This window comes from Streptomyces caniscabiei (assembly GCF_014930365.1).
Taxonomy (GTDB): domain Bacteria; phylum Actinomycetota; class Actinomycetes; order Streptomycetales; family Streptomycetaceae; genus Streptomyces; species Streptomyces caniscabiei.
In genome coordinates this window covers 744,330-759,028 of the sequence record NZ_JABXWI010000004.1, presented here as the reverse complement: position 1 = coordinate 759,028, position 14,699 = coordinate 744,330, and the positions used below count along the sequence as shown (strand labels likewise).

Below are 14,699 nucleotides of genomic sequence, written 5' to 3'. Positions count from 1 at the left end.
CCTGCCCTGAGGAGGGTTCCCCGATTTCCGCGACCCCCACGGTGTGAGCGCGAACGGTCGGGGCAAGCGGCGAACGTGACCCGGACATCACCAGACACCGAGACGGCGGACGAGCGGGGCGGGGCGGTCCTCGAAGGACCGGGAACCCGGGAACAAGGCGGGAGCGGGGAACGAGGCGGGAGCGCGGAACAGGGCGGGGCACAGGCCGACCGCAGGACCAGGATCACGGTCCTCGTCGCCCTCGGCGCCAACCTCCTGATCGCCGTCGCCAAGACCGTCGGCGGGCTCCTCGCCGGCTCGCCCGCCCTCCTCTCGGAGGCCGCCCACTCGGTCGCCGACAGCCTGAACGAGGTCTTCCTCCTCGCCGCGCTGCGCCGCAGCCGCCGCCCCGCCGACGCCCGGCACCCCTTCGGCTACGGCAAGGAGCGCTTCTTCTGGTCCCTGCTGGCCGCCGTCGGCATCTTCGTGATGGGCGGCTGCTTCTCCTTCTACCAGGCCTTCCACGCCCTGACCGCCGGGAGCGCGGAGTCATACGGCGGCTATGTCGCCGGTATCGCCGTCCTCGGTGTGGCACTCCTCTCCGAGGGGGCCTCACTGCTGCGCGCCCTGCACCAGGTGCGGCGGCAGGGCGGCGTCGGCGGACTGCGGGACCCGGCGCTGCGCACGGTCGTCGCGGAGGACGGCACGGCGGTCCTCGGGGTGACCCTCGCGATCGCCGGGATGGCCCTGCACATGGTGACCGGCCAGGTGATCTGGGAGGCGTCCGCCTCCTTCGCGATCGGGGCCCTGCTGGTGTACGTCGCCTACTGGCTGGGCCGGGACGCCCGCGAACAGCTCATCGGCGTGGCCGCCGACGCCGAACCGAGCCGGAAGATCCGGTCCCTGCTGGAGGCGCAGCCCGAGATCGACACCGTCGAGGCCCTGCTCACCATGCAACTCGGCCTGGACTCGATCCTGGTGGCCGCCCGGGTGGACCTGGTGCCCGGCCTCGACAGCGAGGAGGTCGAGCTGGTCGCCGTCCGCATCAAGCGCTCCATCGCCCGCCTCGTCCCCGAGGCCGACCAGATCTTCCTCGACGTGACGGAGAAGACGGGGCCGGGGGAGCGGGCAGCGGAAAGCCCCGCCGCGACGGGGGAACGCGGCGGGGCCTGAGACTCGCGTGCCCGGCCCTTCGGGGAACATGCGCGACGCGGCGAAGTTTTTTTCTTGCCGGGTGCCGGGTGCCGGGTGCCGGGTGCCGGGTGCCGGCGGCGCGTCGTCGGGTGCGGGCTGGTGGGGCTTCTCGCGCAGTTCCCCGCGCCCCTGAAGGGGCCTTCGGCCCTTCATCGAAAAGCACGGGGAACCGCGCGATCAGCCCCCACCGGACCCGCGCCCGACGACGCGCCCCTTGGTCACCCCTCCACCGGCTCCAGCACGAAGACGGGGATGTCCCGGTCCGTCTTCTTCTGGTAGTCCTCGTACGGCGGATACGCGGCGACGGCCCGGTCCCACCACTCGGCCTTCTCGTCCCCGGTGACCTCACGCGCGGTCAGGTCCTGCCGGACGGGCCCGTCCTGCAGCTCCACCAGCGGGTCGGACTTGATGTTGTGGTACCAGACCGGGTGCTTGGGCGCGCCGCCCTGCGAGGCCACGACCGCGTACCGGCCGTCGTGCTCCACCCGCATCAGCGGAGTCTTGCGGATCTTCCCGCTCTTCGCGCCGCGCGTCGTGAGCACGATGACCGGCAGACCGGTGTCCAGCAGCGTCGTCCCCTCGGTGCCGCCCGAGCTCTCGTACAACTCGACCTGCTCACGCACCCACTGGGTGGGGCTGGGTACGTACTCGCCCTCAAGAGGCATGGCAACCGTCCCTTGCTCTCGCGTACCGACTCTTCCCCGCCCTCAACACCGGCCCCTCGCGAAATCATCCTCACCGGGCCACCCCCGTACGGCACTTGTCGCATTCCCTAGAGCATCAGCACCGCCAGTCCCGCGATCACGGCGCTCGACACGAGACCGGTGACCAGGCGTCCACGGTGCCCGGTCAGCGCGCGGCCGAGGAGGGCGCCGCCGCCGGCGAGCAGCAGTTGCCAGCTCGCCGAGGCCAGGAAGGCGGCGAGGACGAACACCGCCTGCTCCAGGGGACTGACGGCCTCGGTGGCGCGGCTGCCGAGCACGAGCGCGGCGAAGTACACCACCGTGGTGGGGTTCAGCAGGGTGATCCCCAGGAGGGCGACGTAGGCGCGTGCCGGGCCGACCGGGTCCCGCTGCGCGCGGGTGGGCAGACGCCGGGCGCGGTACTGGCGCACGGCGCCGACCGCGCCGCGTGCCGCCAGGACGAGGAGCACCAGGGCGGAGGCCCAGCGCAGCGGCGTCAGCAGCGGTTGCAGGGCGTTCGCGAGGGCCGTACCGCCGAGGGCGGCGAGCAGGGCGTACAGTCCGTCGGCCGTCGCGACGCCGAGCGCGGCGCACGCTCCGGTTCGCAGGGACGTACGGGCCGTGAGGGAGACGAGGTAGGTCGCGACGGCTCCGACGGGGATGGCGATGCCATAGCCGGCGAGGAGCCCCGCGACGAGCGCGGCCGTCACGACCGGGGCGGTGTCGGCCCCCACGGTCGGCCCGACTGCTGCTGCCCCCGCACCGGCGAGGCGGTGGCGAGGGACGGCGTCGGGGAGGCGTGATGGATGAACATGGGCAGATCCTGCGGCCCGGCGCTCCGCCCCCGCAAGCGGATTTGCCGCAGCCGTCCCAGCCGTCGTGGCCGTCGTGGCCGTCGTAGCCGTCGGGGGCGTGGCCGGGGCGTGCGTGGCCCGGTCGTCCGGTGGGTCTTGACCGGGGATCCGGCGTCCGCCTACCTTGTTTGAACCCAAACGATGCGAAGGGAGTGGAGGTGGACGGGCGGGTGCGTCGGGTGCGGGGCCGTCACGCCTTCGGGCGGCGACCGCTGCGCCGGGGCGCGGGCTCGGCTCCGTTCAGCAGGGTGCGGCGGCGCTCCTCGCCGTGCTCCTCGACCTGGAGCACGACACTGCGCAGCCCCTCCGCGAGGCTCCGGCACTCCGCGTCGCTGAGCTGCCCGGTGACGAAGGCCTCCTCCTCGTTGAAGCGCGGGAACACCCGCCGCATCAGCTCCTCGCCCTCCTCGGTGAGGGCCAGCAGGACCAGCCGGCCGTCCGTCGGGTGGTCCGCGCGCCGCAGCAGCCCGCGCGACTCCAGCGTCCGGGCCACACCCGTGAGCGTGCCCTTGGAGATACCCGCCTCCTCGGCCACGTGCCGGGTCTCGGTCTCACCCCACACCCACACGACCCACAGCACCACGAAGGCCGTCCACGTCAGGTCGGAACCGCGCAGCACGGAGTTCTCCAGGTGCTGCCGCACCGCCGCCGCGGCCCGGTAGATGTTCGCCACCGCCGCCATCTGGTCCCGGCGGATCGGGAAGTCCCCGAGCTTCGCCGCGGCGAGCTTCTCGGCTTCGGTGATGGATCGCTGGCCGGGCACACATGCTCCTTCGGTCGCACGGCCGGACGCGGAGGGCCCACTCGGCCACCCCCGGTCCGGGTCCGTCGTTCGTGCGGACATTCGGTAGTTCGGTCGTTCGGTCGTTCAGTTGTTCGGTCGTTCGGTCATTCGGGATCAAATTGTACGGAGGAGAGGGAATCCACCATGAGCACCACCCCCCGCATGCTGCTGGTCCTCAGCGAGAACTGGACGCTCACCGGCGGCCGGGCCGACCTGCCCACCGCCGTACGGTGGGCACGCGAGGCCGAGGACGCCGGGTTCGACTCCGTCATGGTCAGCGAACACATCGTGCTCGGCCCCGACGCCGCCGCCGACGGCGTCATGGGCAATCCTCGCGACTACGCCCTCCCCGGCAATCAGGACCCGTACACCCCCTGGCCCAACTCCCTGCTCCTGCTCGCCTCCATCGCCTCCGTCACCGAACGCCTGCGCCTGGCCGCCGCGGCCGTCCTCGCCCCGCTGCGCCACCCCCTGCTGATGGCCAGGGAGCTGGGCACCCTCGACCTGCTCAGCGACGGACGGCTGCTGGTGCAGCCCACGGTCAGCTGGAGCAGGGACGAGTACGACGCGCTCGGCGTGCCCTTCGGCCGGCGGGGCCGACTGCTCGACGAGCACCTGGAGGTGTGGGCCAAGGCCTGGGGGCCGTCCCCGATCTCCCACGACAGCGAGCACTACCCGTTCCGGGACGTCTACTTCGAGCCCAAGGCGTACCGTCCCCAGGGGCCGAGGCTGTGGTTCGGCGGGCAGCGTCTGCACGGCCCCGTCCTGCGCCGACTGGTGCGGTACGGCCACGGCTTCCACCCCCTCGGGCGCCCGACCCCGGACGACCTCAAGGCGCTCGACGAGGCCATGACCGCCGCCGGACGGGACGTGTCCGAACTGGAGATGATCGGCGGCACCCAGGCGGTCTTCCCCGACGACCACTCCCCGGCGGACCTCGGGGCTGCCCTCGCCTCCGTCCCCGAGCAGCTGGAGCAGGGTTTCACGACCTTCTGCGTCAAGCCCAACCAGTTCATCGACGACCCCGACGGGGTGGGCGCCTTCTGCGCGGAGGTCATGCGCAGGGTCGAGGCACTGACGAGCTGACGGCCGAGCCGACAGGTCGCCCTCCGGACAGCGGACAGCGGACACGACGAGGCCGGCGCCGCGGCAGCGGCACCGGCCTTCGCCTCGCGGGCCCCTCGGCTCAGCGCTCGAAGACGACCCCGCCGTCGAACACCGTCATGTCGACCTCGACCCCGGTGATCTCGTGCGGGTCGAGGCCGAGCAGCGGCCGGTCCAGGACGCACAGGTCGGCCACCTTGCCCACCTCCACGGACCCCTTCCACTCCTCGGCGAAGTCCTGCCGCGCGGGGTTGATCGTGTACGCCCGCAGCGCCTCGGCCAGTTCCACGCGCTGCTCGGGACCGCTGACCCGGCCGCTGGCCTTCGACTCGCGCAGCAGCATCCCGGCGACGCCCTGCCGCCAGTCGGGCTCCGTGATCGGCGCGTCCGAACTGGCGCACACCGCCACGCCCGCGTCGAAGGCCGACCGCGCGGGCCACTGGTACGCCGACCGCTCGGTGCCCACCACCTCCGCCATCAGATCGGAGATCGTCCACTTGATGGCGGGGTTCATGTTGACGCCGTAGCCGTGCGCGGCCAGCCGGGCGAGACTGTCCGCGCCGATGAAGTCGCCGTGGATGACGTAGTGCCGGGCGTCGGCGCGCGGCACGGCCCGCTGCGCCGCGGTGAACGCGTCCACCACGAGGTCGATGGCCCGGTCGCCGGTGACGTGGACGCCCAGCTGGTAACCCGCCTCGTGCGCGATCCGGATCATGTCGAACAGCTCGTCGACCTGGAGGTCGGGCGTGCGCCCGTGCACACAGAGGGAGCCGTGGCCGCCGCCCACGTAGGGCTCGTTCATCCAGGCCGTACGGTTCGGCGGCACCCCGTCGGCGAAGATCTTCACGCCGATGGCGTTCAGCAGCCGGGGGTCCGCCGACTCCGGGCGGTGCAACTCGGCGAGACCCTTGCGGACGTCCTCGGCGGAGCCGCCGATCGGCGCGGGCAGCAGCAGGACGCTGACCCGGGCGTGCAGCGAGCCGGTCGCCGCCAGGTCCGCGTACGCCGTCCAGTTGTCGGTGCTCAGCCCCCCGAACAGGGTCTCGGCGCCGCCGGGGCCGAGACCCGGCTCGGTGTAGCTGGTGATGCCGCGCGAGTGGAGTTCGGCGACGACGTTACGGATGGCCTGGCGGCGCTGGGCCACCGTGGGGGAGGGCAGGGCGGCCTGGAGCAGGACACCGGCCGCCTCGCGCAGGATGCCGGTGGGCCGGCCGTCGGGGTCGCGGTCGACGACGCCGCCGTCCGGTGCCACGGTGTCCGCGTCGATCCCGCAGCGGCGCAGTGCCTCGCTGTTCGCCCACACCATGTGCTGCGAGAAGTCGGTCAGACAGACCGGGTGACCGGGCGCCACCGCGTCCAGGTCGGCGCGGTGCGGCAGCCGGCCCGGCTCGGCGAGGCACTCGGCGAGATAGCCGGGGTCCCAGCCCAGGCCGACGATCCACTCACCGGGCGCGGCGGCCCGCGCCGCCGCGCCCACCACCCCCGCGATGTCGGCGATCGATCCCACCGCCGGGTGGCCGACGTCCAGGGCGAACGGGGGCCTGGACAGCCCGTAGGCGGCGCCGTGCAGATGCGAGTCGTTGATGCCCGGCAGCACGGTGCGCCCGGCCAGCTCGACGATCCGTGTCGCCGGCCCGGCCAGGGCGCGCATCTCGGTGTCCGTGCCGACCGCCACGATCTCCCGGCCGCGCACGGCCACGCCCTCGGCGACCGAGAAACCGGCGTCGACGGTGATGACCTGACCGCCGGTCAGGACCAGGCTGGGGGAAGTGTCGCTCACGAGGACCTCTCTGGGGTGTCTGGGTGCGGGGGAGGGGCTGGGGAGGGGGAGGGGCCCCGGGCGCCGGTCACCGGGTGGCGCGTGGGCCGAAGTACGCGAGCGCCGCGCCCGCCACCAGGGCCACGCCCTGCGCCATCTGCTGCCAGAACGTCGGCACGCTCAGCAGTGTCAGCCCGTTCTGCAGGCAACCCAGGAACAGCACGCCGAGCAGCACCCCGAGAACCGAACCGGAGCCGCCGCTCAGGGCGACCCCGCCCAGCAGCACCGCCGTCAGCACGGTCAGCTCGAAGCCCGTGCCCGAGGTGCCCGCGACCACGCTGTCCAGCACGGACGCCTTGATCGCCCCGGCCAGCGCGGCGGCCGTACCGGTCACCACGAACAGCGCGAACGGCGTACGGCGGACGTCGATGCCGGACAGGTAGGCGGCCTCCCGGTTGACGCCGATCGCGAACACATGGCGCCCCGTGGGGGTGTACGCCAGGAACAGCGCCCCGGCGACCAGTACGGCGGCGGCGATGACCACGGGGGCCGCGATCCCGGCGATCCGGGCGCCGCCCAGCCACGCGAAACCGTCGCCGAAACCGCTCAGCGGCAGCGGGAAGAGCTGCTGCGCCAGGCCGCGCACGGCCGCCAGCATGCCCAGCGTCACGATGAACGGCGACAGCCCCAGATAGCAGCAGAGCACCCCGTTCACGGCACCGACCGCCGCGCCGACGGCCAGCGCGCCGAGGACGGCGACCACGGGGGACTGGGCCTGCTCCCCCGCGAGCCAGCCCGCCGTCAGGGCGCCCAGCGCCAGCGTCGAGCCCACCGACAGATCCAGATAGCCGCTGATGACCAGCAGGGCCAGGGGCACGGCGACGATCGCGAGGGCCGCCGCGTCGGTGGCGATCCCCCGCAGGTTCCCGGGGTCGAGGAAGCTGCCCGTGGACAGCTGGAACACCAGCACCAGCAGGGTGAGGACGACGATCAGAGGATGACGTCGCACCGTCGAGAGCCCGTGCGCGGCCAGGGCGCGCGGGCCGGGGACGACGCGCTCGGCGGCGGTCACGGCGGTCATGGCGTTCCTTCGTGGGAGAGGGCGGGCGGCGCGATGGGGGCGCCGTCCGGGGGGTGGTGTGGCTGCGGAGATGTGGGCCCCGCGTCGTGGACCGCCGCGAGGAGGGACGCCTCGGTGAGGTCCGGGCCGGCGAGTTCGGCGACGATCCGGCCCCGGTCGACGACCAGACAGCGGTGGGCGAGGCCGGCCGCCTCCTCCGGGTCGCTGGAGGCGAACAGCACGGCCGTGCCGCGCTCGGCGGCGAGCGTGGACACGACGTCGTAGATCTCCTGGCGGGCGCCGACGTCGACGCCCTGGGTCGGCTCGTCGAGCAGCAGGACGTCGACGGTCCTGGCCTCGTTGATCCAGCGGCCGAGCAGCAGTTTCTGCTGGTTGCCGCCGGAGAACGCGGAGGCCGACAGCCCCGGCCGCGCGGGCCGCAGCCCCACCGCCTCGGCGAGCGAGCCGAACACCCGCCGCTCCGCGCCGAGGGCTCGCACCCCGCGCCGGGCGAGGGCCCGCACGCTCGGCAGCACTACGTTGTCCTGCGCGCTCAGCCCCGCGAACAGGCCCTGCGTCCGCCGGTCCGCCGGCACCAGCGCGATCCCGGCGGCGAGGGCGTCGGCGGGGCGGGCGGGGGAGACGGCACGCTCGCCGACGCGGACGCTGCCGCCGTCGGCCCGCCGCCTGCCGAACAACGTCTCCAGCACCCGGGTGCGCCCGGACCCGATCAGCCCGTACAGCCCCACGATCTCGCCCTCACCGACGGTGAGATCGACCGGCCCGAAGCCTGGACCGCGCAGCCCGCGCAGGGAGAGCCGGGCGGGGGAGGGGGAGGATGGGGCCGAAGCGGCACCGGGTGTGGGACCGCTGCGCATCGTAGGCCCGTTCTCGCCCGGCGCCGGGCCGCCGGCGTGGGGTTCGGCGCGGCTCGGGGCGGTGGTCGCCGCGCCCCCCGGCGCCGGCGCCGCCATGTCGCGGTGGGGCTTCGGCGGGCCGTCCGCCCCCGTGATCGCCCGTACCAGGTCCTGGCGGTGGTGGACGCCGGTCGCCGTGTGGGTGACTCGGCCGTCGCGGAGGACCGTCACCGCGTCGGCGAGGCGTTCGACCTCGGCCAGGAGGTGCGTGACGTAGACGATGGCGAGGCCCTGGGCGCGCAGGTCCTCCACCCGGGTGGCGAGGGCGTCGCTCTCGGCGCCGGAGAGCGCGGCCGTGGGCTCGTCGAGGACCAGCACCGAGGCGCTGCGGCTGAGCGCCTTGGCGATCTCGACCAACTGCTTCTGCCCCATGGGCAGTTCACCCACCCGGTCGCGCGGGGAGCAGCTCGCGGCGACACGGTCGAGGAGTTCGGCGGCCACCTTCTCCTGGGCCCGGCGGTCGACCCGCCCGTACCTGGTCCACTCCTGCCCGAGGAAGATGTTCTCGGCCACGGTCAGCGAGTCCACGACGCTGAGCGTCTGGAAGATGATCGCCACCCCGGCCGCGATCGACTCGCGCGGACTGAGCCGGGCGTACGGGACCCCGCCCACCTCGATCGTCCCGGCGTCGGGCGGGAACGCCCCGCCCAGACACTTGATCAGCGTGGACTTGCCGGCGCCGTTGTGCCCGAGCAGGGCGTGCACCTGGCCGGCGGGCACGGTGAGGTCCACCCCGTCCAGCGCCCGCACCCCGCCGAAGGACTTGCTGAGGGACGTGATCCGCAGGTTCGGCGGCAGGGCCGCCGCCCCCGTCGTGTCGCTCGTGTCGGCCATCGCGCCGCCCTAGCCGTTCTGGGCGAGCAGCGCGTCGATCTCCGCCGTGTCCCCGCGCTGGACCAGCTTGACCGGCACCTCGACGCTCGGGTTCGCCTTCCCCGCGGCCACCGCGAGCGGAACGTCGACGATGGCGTCGGAGATGTCCTGCGGGGCGAGGGCGGACGAAGCCCGGTAGAAGGTGCCCTGCTTGATGGCGAGCAAGGAGGGGGCCGAGCCGTCCTGGCCGCCGACGAACGTCTTCTTGTCGCCGTTCTTCCGCCCGCTCTGCTGCAACGCCTTGAATCCGCCGTACGCCGCGGCGTCCGTGATGCCCAGGATGATGTTCAGGTCGGGGTGCTTGGCGAGGAGCGCGTTGGACTTCGACAGCCCCGTGTCCGGGTCGATGGCCTGCTCCTGCGCGACCACGTCGACGCCGGGCGCGAGCTTGGTGAAGGCGTCGATCATGCCCTTGGTGCGCTCCCGGCCCAGCTCGATCGTGTTGTCGACCAGGAACGCGATCTTCCCCTTGCCGTTCAGCTCCTCTTCGGCCCACTTCGCGGCCGCCTCGCCGAGCAGTGTGCCGCTCTCGCGGAAGCTGAACTGGATGTCGGCGCTCTGGTTCTCCAGCGTCCCGCCGTACGTCACCCAGATCAGGCCCGCGTCGAGCGCCGCCTTGGCGATCGACTCGGTGGCCTCGAAGACCATCGGGAACGACACGATCGCGGGCATCTTCTGCGTCACCCAGGCGTTGAGGTTGCTGGCCTGGGTGTCGGGGTTGCTCGCGTCGCTCGTCGTCAGCAGCTTGACGTCGTGCTTCTTCGCCGCGGCCGTGGAGAGCTTCACCAGGGTGCTGTAGAGCGGGATCTGGGTGAAGGGGTAGTCGAGGCCGATCTGCGTGAGCTTGCGTGCGGAGGGGGACGCGTCCGCCGCCTTCGCCGCACCGGAGCTGCTCTCCGGGGCGCTGCAGCCCGTGGCGGCCAGTCCGGTCGCGGTGAGCGCGCCGGCCGACCACGCGAGGAACTGCCTGCGCGAGGCCGGGGTGACGGAAAGGGGGCGTCTGGTCATGGCGGGGATCTCCAAGGGGGACGGGGCCCGTCAGCGGCGGGCGTCCTGCTGTGCCGAACAGGAAAGACCCCACCGCCCCGCCCCACCATCCGTACAAATACCGAGTCCGGGCGTCGACGGGGACCGCGTGTGCCGGTCGGGGAGGTCGGCGGCCGGGTGTCGGTCGGCCGGTGTGGCTGTCACGGATCGGTGAACTTCTTGTTCGGGTGGCCCGCTGGGCCTATCGTTAGGGCCCAAAAGACCTGCACCGGTCTCGGGGCGGCCCCGGGAGGCTCGCATGCTCACCCATCACCAGCTCGCGGCCGCCGCCCGCATCGGCATGCTCACCCGAGAACGCGACACCGCCGCCGCCTGCGCCGAGGCCCTGAGCGAACTCGGCCGCGCGCTGCCCCTCGACGCCGCCACCCTCCTGGAGATCGACCCGATCACCGGCGCCCACGTCCAGGTCGCCGGCGTCGGCTACGACGCCGACGTCTCCGCCACGCTGGCCGCCGAGTTCGTCTCGACCCCCTGGTACGCCAACGTCCTGCGCAGCGCGATCCCACCCTCCATCTGCGAGGACGTCGAGGACCCGGGCGAGCGCTACCGCGACGGCTGGTTCTACGCCGAGCGGATGCGCCCGGCGGGCGTCCGCGACGCCGTCACCGGCGCGCTTCGCCACCACGGGCGGCTCGTCGGCCTGATCACCCTCTCCACGGCGACCCCCGATGCCTACGACACCGCGACCCGCCACCTGCTGGCGTCCCTGCTGCCCGCCCTGGGCGTCCTCGCCGACCCCACCGCGCACGCGGGCGACCTCGCCGACCTCCCGGCGGACGGCGGGGCGAGCATCGTCGTCGCCGACGACACCCTCGAACTCCCCGGCCGCCACCCGGCCGTGGTCCTCGGGGACCCCGAGTTCCGCCGCCTGCTGACCGCTTTCGCCGACACGCACGGCACCCGGCTGCGCCTGCTGTGGCCCGTGGGGCCCGACTGGTACCGGGTCACCGTGCGCCGCCACACCCTCGGCACGGCCGTCGTCCGCCGCGCGGTCCTCGTCCACGAGACGCCCGCACCGCTGCCGTACGGGCTCAGTCCGCGGGAACTGGAGGTGCTCACCCGGGCGGCCACCGGCAGCACCAACCAGGCCATCGCCCAGGCGCTGTTCCTGTCCCCGCGCACCGTGCACACCCATGTCGAGCACCTGCTGCGCAAGACCGGCGCCGCCTCCCGTGCCGAGGCCACCGCCCTCGCCGTACGGGACGGGCTGCTCCGCCCGACCGCCGAGGACGTCGAACGCTTCGTCGAGAGATCGCCCGGAGGGTGAGCCGGGTTCAGTAGGGTCGCAGGGTGACTGCGACTGCGAACACGGGAGACGACCTGCCGGGACGAGGCGGTTCCGGGCGGGGCGGGCCGGGACGAGGCGGTTCCGGACCGGGTGGGCGATCCTTCCTCTACGTCGTCGTCTGCGCGGCCGGTATCGCCGCCGAGGTCAGCAAGCTGATCACCGCCGCCCAGGAGCGCGACTGGGAGGTCGGGGTCATCGCGACCCCCGTCGCCATGGGCGGCTTCTTCGACACGGCCGCGGTCGAGGCGCTGACCGGCCGCCCGATCCGTTCCGCCTGGCGCCGACCGGGCGACGCCCGCCCCTTCCCGCCGCCGGACGCCGTGGTGGTCGCCCCCGCCACCTTCAACACCGTCAACAAATGGGCCGCCGGAATGGCCGACACCCTCGCGGTCGGCACCCTGTGCGAGGCATGCGGCCTGGGCGTCCCGATCGCCGTGCTGCCCTGTGTCGCCGACGCCCTCGCCGCCCACCCGGCCTACCGCGCGAGCCTTGCGCGGCTGCGCGGCATGGGCGTCAGGTTCGGCGACCCGTACGCCGGCGGCCCCGAGGAGGGCGGCGAGCGCGCGGAGTTCCACTGGGAACGAGCGCTGGACCTGCTGGAGACGGGCGAGGCGGGAGCGCCCCTCACACGCTGAGTTCCGTCGCCGTCCCCATCGGCAGCCAGCGGAACGCGTCCCGTACCTCGGCCGGGGCCCCGGCCAGGGTCCGCTCGGCCGCCGCACGGGCCTCACGGAAGTGACTCCACCCCTCGTAGTGCACCGGCACGACCGTACGGGGACGCAGGTGCCGGCAGACGTCCACGGCCCCGGCGGCGGTCATCGTGTAGCGCAGCCGGCCGGTGACCGGGAAGCCGACGCCGCCGAGGTGGAGCAGGGCGGTGCCCACGGTCAGCCGGCGGCCCACCTCCCGCAGGCCCGCGAAGACGACCGAGTCGCCGGAGATCCACAGCACCCCGTGCCGCTGGCCGGGCCAGGCGAGGGCGAAGCCCGTCACCTCGCCGACGACCGGACGGGACAGCGGCGGGCCGTGCCGGGCGGGGGTGGCGGTCACCTCGACGGTCGTGCCGTCGGGGGACGACAGCGGCCAGGTGTCCCAGGGCGCGAGCCCCCGCGCGTTGCCGCCGAGCCGTCGCGCCCCGGACGGCGTGGTGAGCACGACCCCGACGCCCGGGAGGAACGCGCGGCCCGCGTGGTCGAGGTTGTCGCCGTGGTGGTCGTGGGTCAGCAACACCGCGTCCACCGGCGGCAGTTCGGCGACCGACAGCGCGGGCCCGGCGGTCTTGCGGGACGACGTGCCCCAGCCGAACGCGTAGCGGCGGCCCGGCGGGTCGAACGTCGGATCGGTCAGCAGCCGCAGGCCACCGATCTCGATCAGCGCGGTCGGACCGCCGATGTGCGTGACGCGGACGCCGGTCATACGCGAGATCCCTTCCGGGGAGAGAACCGGGGCGGTCCTGCGACGGCCGCCCCGGACGCACTCGAACAGGGCCTGGCTACCGCGCGTGCGCGACCGCCCAGTCCACGGCGTGGTCCGCGACCGCCTCCCAGCCGGGCGCGGCGGGCAGCAGATGCGGCATCCCGGGGTACTCCTTGACTTCGGTGACCGTCTGCGCCTTGTAGTGCCTGGCGTTGGACTGCTGCACCTTGGGCGGCATCAGATGGTCCTTCTCGCCCGAGACGAACAGCAGCGGCGGCCGGTCCTCGTTGTGGTAGTTCACATAGGTGCTCTGGTGGCCGGGGCGCAGGGTGGCCAGGGCGCTGTCCCAGAAGATGCTGCCGGACGCGGGGACGGCGTACCGCTCGTAGAGCGCCCTCGACTCCTCCTCGGGGAAGGTGTTGGTGAAGGCGTAGTGCCACTGCTCGAAGGTGAGACCGACCGCGCGGTGCCGGTTGGCGGGGTTCTTCAGCACCGGGAACGCCGACTTGATCTGGGTCAGCGGCAGCACGGCCACACCCTCGGTGGGCGCCGAGTTGATCGCCACACCGGCCGCGCCGAGGCCCCGGTCGAGGAGCAGTTGGACGAAGACACCGCCGGCGGAGTGGCCGATGAGGATCGGCGGTTCGCCTAGCCCCTGGATCAGGGCGGCCAGGCTGTCGACGATCTGGGGGACCGTCACCTTCTCGATCGGGGCGGTGTCGGCGTTCAGCGACTCGACCTCCACCTCGAAGCCCGGGTAGGCCGGCGCGAGGACCCGGAAGCCACGCTTCTCGTAGTGGGCGATCCAGTGCTCCCAGCTCCGGGGCGTCACCCAGAAGCCGTGGATCAGGACGATCGTGTCGGGGCTGCTCATCATTTCCCTTCCAGGGACTCCGACGACATGGTCAGGGCGCTCAGGAGTTGAGGAACTCCAGCAGATCCGCGCCGAGTTGGTCCTTGTGCGTGTCCGTGATGCCGTGCGGGGCCCCGGGATAGACCTTCAGCGTCGCGTTCTTGATCCGGGCCGCCGACGCCCTGCCGCCCACCTCGAACGGCACCACCTGGTCGTCGTCGCCGTGGATGACCAGGGCGGGAACGTCGACGGCGTCGAGATCGGCGCGGAAGTCGGTGGCGGAGAAGGCCGCGACGCATTCGTAGGCGTTGCGGTGTCCGGACTGCAGGCCCTGGAGCCAGAACGCGTCCCGTACACCCTGGGACACCTCGGCCCCGGGCCGGTTGTTCCCGAAGAACGGGCCGTCGGCCAGGTCCCGGTACAGCTGCGAGCGGTCGGCGAGCGACCCCGCGCGGATCGCGTCGAACACCTCGACGGGCAGGCCGTCGGGATTGTCTTCGGTCCTGAGCATGAACGGCGGTACGGCGGAGACCAGCACCAGCTGCGCCACCCGCCCCGTGCCGTGCCGCCCCACATAGCGGGCCACCTCGCCGCCGCCGGTGGAGAACCCCACGAGCGTGACGTCCCGCAGATCGAGGGTGTCGATCAGGGTGGCGAGGTCGTCGGCGTAGGTGTTCATCTCGTTGCCGTGCCAGGTCTGGGTGGAGCGGCCGTGCCCGCGCCGGTCGTGCGCGACCACACGGAATCCGTGCCGGGCCAGGAACAGCTGCTGCGCCTCCCAGCTGTCGGAGTTCAGGGGCCAGCCGTGGCTGAGCACGACCGGGCGGCCCTGGCCCCAGTCCTTGTAGAAGATCTGAGCCCCGTCGGCTGCGGTGACGTACGGCATGG

At 73.2% G+C, this 14,699-nt stretch carries 14 protein-coding genes; 4 read left to right on the top strand and 10 right to left on the bottom strand.

Features of this window, described 5'->3' with window-relative positions; all coding sequences use genetic code 11:
- Positions 1–75 precede the first annotated feature (75 nt).
- On the top strand, positions 76–1,152 hold the full coding sequence (locus HW837_RS14965) for a cation diffusion facilitator family transporter (protein WP_064744269.1): 1,077 nt from the start codon (positions 76–78) through the stop codon (positions 1,150–1,152).
- 239 nt (positions 1,153–1,391) lie between these two features.
- Here HW837_RS14965 and HW837_RS14960 read toward each other — a convergent pair whose 3' ends face one another.
- The 3 genes from HW837_RS14960 to HW837_RS14950 form a co-directional block, all read right to left on the bottom strand.
- Positions 1,392–1,838 (bottom strand): nitroreductase family deazaflavin-dependent oxidoreductase, encoded by a 447-nt coding sequence (locus HW837_RS14960; RefSeq protein ID WP_060882489.1) that lies wholly within the window; start codon positions 1,836–1,838, stop codon positions 1,392–1,394.
- A gap of 107 nt (positions 1,839–1,945) precedes the next feature.
- Entirely contained in the window at positions 1,946–2,566 is a 621-nt protein-coding gene (locus HW837_RS14955) for a LysE family transporter (RefSeq protein ID WP_177261967.1), read from the bottom strand.
- Between the two features lie 334 nt (positions 2,567–2,900).
- Positions 2,901–3,473 (bottom strand): MarR family winged helix-turn-helix transcriptional regulator, encoded by a 573-nt coding sequence (locus tag HW837_RS14950; RefSeq protein ID WP_045560057.1) that lies wholly within the window; start codon positions 3,471–3,473, stop codon positions 2,901–2,903.
- Between the two features lie 165 nt (positions 3,474–3,638).
- On the opposite strand from HW837_RS14950, the gene HW837_RS14945 reads away from it, so the two are divergent.
- The gene (locus HW837_RS14945; RefSeq protein ID WP_193379583.1) at positions 3,639–4,580 is read left to right on the top strand and encodes an LLM class flavin-dependent oxidoreductase; all 942 of its coding nucleotides are present in this window, start codon (positions 3,639–3,641) and stop codon (positions 4,578–4,580) included.
- Positions 4,581–4,680: 100 nt separating this feature from the next.
- On the opposite strand, the gene HW837_RS14940 is transcribed toward HW837_RS14945, so the two are convergent.
- The 4 genes from HW837_RS14940 to HW837_RS14925 all read right to left on the bottom strand — a co-directional run bounded on the left by HW837_RS14940 (position 4,681) and on the right by HW837_RS14925 (position 10,215).
- A complete protein-coding gene (locus tag HW837_RS14940; RefSeq protein WP_045560059.1) occupies positions 4,681–6,378 on the bottom strand; it encodes an amidohydrolase in 1,698 nt (565 codons plus the stop codon).
- 67 nt (positions 6,379–6,445) lie between these two features.
- Positions 6,446–7,438 carry an ABC transporter permease gene (locus tag HW837_RS14935; RefSeq protein ID WP_045560060.1) on the bottom strand — a complete coding sequence of 331 codons (993 nt, stop codon included), beginning with the start codon at positions 7,436–7,438 and terminating at the stop codon, positions 6,446–6,448.
- Positions 7,435–9,168: a sugar ABC transporter ATP-binding protein gene (locus HW837_RS14930; RefSeq protein WP_193379584.1), complete on the bottom strand. Its 1,734-nt coding sequence runs from the start codon at positions 9,166–9,168 to the stop codon at positions 7,435–7,437. Before HW837_RS14930 ends, HW837_RS14935 begins: the two co-directional genes overlap by 4 nt.
- A gap of 9 nt (positions 9,169–9,177) precedes the next feature.
- A complete protein-coding gene (locus HW837_RS14925) occupies positions 9,178–10,215 on the bottom strand; it encodes a sugar ABC transporter substrate-binding protein (RefSeq protein ID WP_045560245.1) in 1,038 nt (345 codons plus the stop codon).
- Positions 10,216–10,492: 277 nt separating this feature from the next.
- On the opposite strand from HW837_RS14925, the gene HW837_RS14920 reads away from it, so the two are divergent.
- Together HW837_RS14920 and HW837_RS14915 are read left to right on the top strand one after the other, a co-directional pair.
- Positions 10,493–11,521: a helix-turn-helix transcriptional regulator gene (locus HW837_RS14920; RefSeq protein ID WP_045560062.1), complete on the top strand. Its 1,029-nt coding sequence runs from the start codon at positions 10,493–10,495 to the stop codon at positions 11,519–11,521.
- A gap of 23 nt (positions 11,522–11,544) precedes the next feature.
- Positions 11,545–12,177: a flavoprotein gene (locus HW837_RS14915; protein ID WP_371271454.1), complete on the top strand. Its 633-nt coding sequence runs from the start codon at positions 11,545–11,547 to the stop codon at positions 12,175–12,177.
- On the opposite strand, the gene HW837_RS14910 is transcribed toward HW837_RS14915, so the two are convergent.
- The 3 genes from HW837_RS14910 to HW837_RS14900 form a co-directional block, all read right to left on the bottom strand.
- Positions 12,167–12,958, bottom strand: coding sequence for an MBL fold metallo-hydrolase (locus tag HW837_RS14910; RefSeq protein ID WP_045560063.1), 792 nt, complete (start codon positions 12,956–12,958; stop codon positions 12,167–12,169). The two genes, HW837_RS14915 and HW837_RS14910, sit on opposite strands and share 11 nt — an antisense overlap.
- 76 nt (positions 12,959–13,034) lie before the next feature.
- Positions 13,035–13,832, bottom strand: a complete 798-nt coding sequence (locus HW837_RS14905) for an alpha/beta hydrolase (RefSeq protein WP_045560247.1) — start codon at positions 13,830–13,832, stop codon at positions 13,035–13,037.
- Between the two features lie 40 nt (positions 13,833–13,872).
- The gene (locus HW837_RS14900; protein WP_193379585.1) at positions 13,873–14,697 is read right to left on the bottom strand and encodes an alpha/beta fold hydrolase; all 825 of its coding nucleotides are present in this window, start codon (positions 14,695–14,697) and stop codon (positions 13,873–13,875) included.
- Between the last annotated feature and the right edge of the window lie 2 nt (positions 14,698–14,699).

Bases quoted from the DNA above. Each gene is read 5' to 3' on its own strand.
- HW837_RS14960 (WP_060882489.1), bottom strand. From the start codon at position 1,838: ATGCCTCTTGAGGGCGAGTACGTACCCAGCCCCACCCAGTGGGTGCGT.
- HW837_RS14945 (WP_193379583.1), top strand. From the start codon at position 3,639: ATGAGCACCACCCCCCGCATGCTGCTGGTCCTCAGCGAGAACTGGACG.
- HW837_RS14935 (WP_045560060.1), bottom strand. From the start codon at position 7,438: ATGACCGCCGTGACCGCCGCCGAGCGCGTCGTCCCCGGCCCGCGCGCC.
- HW837_RS14930 (WP_193379584.1), bottom strand. From the start codon at position 9,168: ATGGCCGACACGAGCGACACGACGGGGGCGGCGGCCCTGCCGCCGAAC.
- HW837_RS14925 (WP_045560245.1), bottom strand. From the start codon at position 10,215: ATGACCAGACGCCCCCTTTCCGTCACCCCGGCCTCGCGCAGGCAGTTC.
- HW837_RS14920 (WP_045560062.1), top strand. From the start codon at position 10,493: ATGCTCACCCATCACCAGCTCGCGGCCGCCGCCCGCATCGGCATGCTC.
- HW837_RS14910 (WP_045560063.1), bottom strand. From the start codon at position 12,958: ATGACCGGCGTCCGCGTCACGCACATCGGCGGTCCGACCGCGCTGATC.
- HW837_RS14905 (WP_045560247.1), bottom strand. From the start codon at position 13,832: ATGAGCAGCCCCGACACGATCGTCCTGATCCACGGCTTCTGGGTGACG.
- HW837_RS14900 (WP_193379585.1), bottom strand. From the start codon at position 14,697: ATGCCGTACGTCACCGCAGCCGACGGGGCTCAGATCTTCTACAAGGAC.